The organism is Coleofasciculus sp. FACHB-712, from assembly GCF_014695635.1.
Taxonomy (GTDB): Bacteria; Cyanobacteriota; Cyanobacteriia; order Cyanobacteriales; family FACHB-T130; genus FACHB-T130.
The window spans coordinates 1-2,307 of sequence record NZ_JACJOQ010000706.1; the positions used below are offsets into that span (position 1 = coordinate 1).

Genomic DNA, 2,307 nt, shown 5'->3' on the forward strand with positions numbered 1-2,307 from the left:
CTCACTTGATGATGTCTACTTTCTTTATAAATTCTTTTGAGAATCCTTTGAGTTTCTCGGCTTAAATCTCTAATAAATCTCATAAGTCTCTTGTTTTCTTGACTTTTGTTTTAGCTTATTCTACTTTTTATTATGTGTAATTTATTTTACATAAGCACTTAAATCATAGGCCAAACGCCCATGAGCCAGAAGATAGCCACAAGAATTGCATTCACATCTGCCAACTGGAATGTTAATAACTTCCAAACCAGCGAAAACGTCTCTGGTTGAGCAAGTGGATCTAACCATACGGTATAGACAAGAAATGTAATCCATATCAAGAACAAGGCAATTTTTCTGCCCATAATCTTGACCCATAACTTTATACATCAATTATTTAACTTTAAAAGTCCGATAACAGCACTTACCTCCGTCTTAAGTCACACCAACTTGCATTCAAAAGAAAGCCACAGCCTCTCCTTTCTTTCCTCCGCGTCCTCTGCGACCTCCGCGGTTTGTTCTTTCCTAAAAACCTCGAAAATTGTTCACACTCGTGTAGTGTTCGCAACAGACTCTGGTGCCGGTTCAGCACCAGAGTCTGGTAAAGGTGGACGAATACAGAGATAGGCAAGGGGTCCCAGTAGAGGAACCAGCGATACTGCCCAAAAAACTGGGGGAATATTGAACCCTCGACGCACCATATCATCGCCGAGAACGCTCGGAAACAACAGACAGAACAGGCAAAAAGCCAAACTCATGCCATTGACAAAGCGATCGCTTTGGAATTGTTGAATAAACCCTGCCCAATCACCCGCAAGCAAGCCAAATGCTAGCAAGAAAAGCGTGCTGAAATTGAGGATAATACCCGTCCAGCGAGAATCAAAAACTTTCAGCAAGGTATCCTTTTGCCCGGAAAACTCTTGATTCGGTTCCCTCAATGCTAAATAAGGTATTAGGCTAATCACTCCCGTTCCCGCTGAACCCAAAGCAAAAGGCCAGAAACGAATCTTTTGCATCCTCCCATCGACGAACAAAAGACAGCTATAGATGAGTATCCAGATGCCAATCAGGGAAAATATAGAAAGGATAATTGGGTTGACCTGGGTCCACTGACCCGTCAATATATTTTTAATGAGCCTCAGTGTGTCTGGCGTAATTGGCGGTGCCAGCAGCAAAACATAGGAGATAAATCCAGCCCATAATAGCCAAAGTGCTATTTTTCTAATCATATTTCTATCAAATTTTAATTTCTAGATTGTGCGGGTTGCCGTTGGGTGGGGAAAGCTTCGGCATTAGTTTCTGGTAAGGGAGGACGCAGGCAAAGATAAGCTAAAGCCCCAAACAAAGGAATCAGCACTACTATCCAAAAAAGTGTAGAATTCTTGATTCCCCGACGCGCCATATCATCTCCCAGAAGTGCGGGAAATATTAACCACAGCAGGCAGAAATCCAAACTCATGACATGAACGAAGCGATTTGTCTGGAACTGGTGAATATAATCTGCCCAATTACCGCCCAACAAGCCATATACAACCAAACTCCCAGCGCCGAATGTTAGCAAAAAACCAAGCCACCGGGAATCGAGTATTTTTAGAAATAAATTCTTTTCTCCGTGAAATTCCTGGTTGGGTTCTCGCAGTGCTAAATAAGGCAACAAAGCAAATGCTCCGACTCCAAAAGAGAACGCCGAAAAAGGCCAAGCTGCTACCTTTTGCTGTTTGCCATCAATGAGCATCAGACAGGCGTAAATCATCGGTACGATGCCCAGAAGATTGAATAGCGTGACGACTAGGGGGTTAATCCCTGTCCATTGACCTGTGGAGAGGTTTTTGATGAGTTCAAATGTGCCTGGTTGTTCAGGAGGTGCTAACAGAAAGGCATAGGTAATAAATGCTGCCCAAAGCAACCAAAAGCCAATTTTTCTAGCCATATCAGTGAGGAATGAAAAGCAAAAATTAGAGCTAATCGCAATTAGCCATGTTTATCGTTCCTGGTTCGTGGTGGGCTACCCAATCGCTAATCGCGAATCGCGATTAGCGATTTTCTAAATTAAGCAGGTTGCGTAAGAGCATCCGAGAGATAATCGGCGGCGGCTTCAACGAGTGCGATCGCATTTTCGTACACCATCCGCGTTGGCCCCAAAACACCTACACTTCCCACAGGTACTGAACCCTGCTGATAAGTTGCAGAAATCAGCGTACAGGTACGCATCGGCTCTAAAGGATTTTCCGAACCAATCCGCACCGTCACTCGCGAACCAGAGGTGACATCTGAAATAGCCGTGACATCTGGTCTAGGCCATTCAAAGATTAAAGGCCACAACTGGTC

General features: G+C 44.0%; 2 protein-coding genes and 1 pseudogene. All 3 read right to left on the reverse strand.

Annotated elements, in window-relative coordinates:
- Nucleotides 1-524: 524 nt before the first annotated feature.
- A complete protein-coding gene (locus H6F50_RS26145; protein WP_190430956.1) occupies nucleotides 525-1,208 on the reverse strand; it encodes a hypothetical protein in 684 nt (227 codons plus the stop codon).
- Between the two features lie 14 nt (nucleotides 1,209-1,222).
- Entirely contained in the window at nucleotides 1,223-1,909 is a 687-nt protein-coding gene (locus H6F50_RS26150; RefSeq protein ID WP_190430957.1) for a DUF2834 domain-containing protein, read from the reverse strand.
- Nucleotides 1,910-2,028: 119 nt separating this feature from the next.
- Nucleotides 2,029-2,307, reverse strand: a pseudogene (locus H6F50_RS26155) (heat-inducible transcriptional repressor HrcA); the annotation flags it as partial.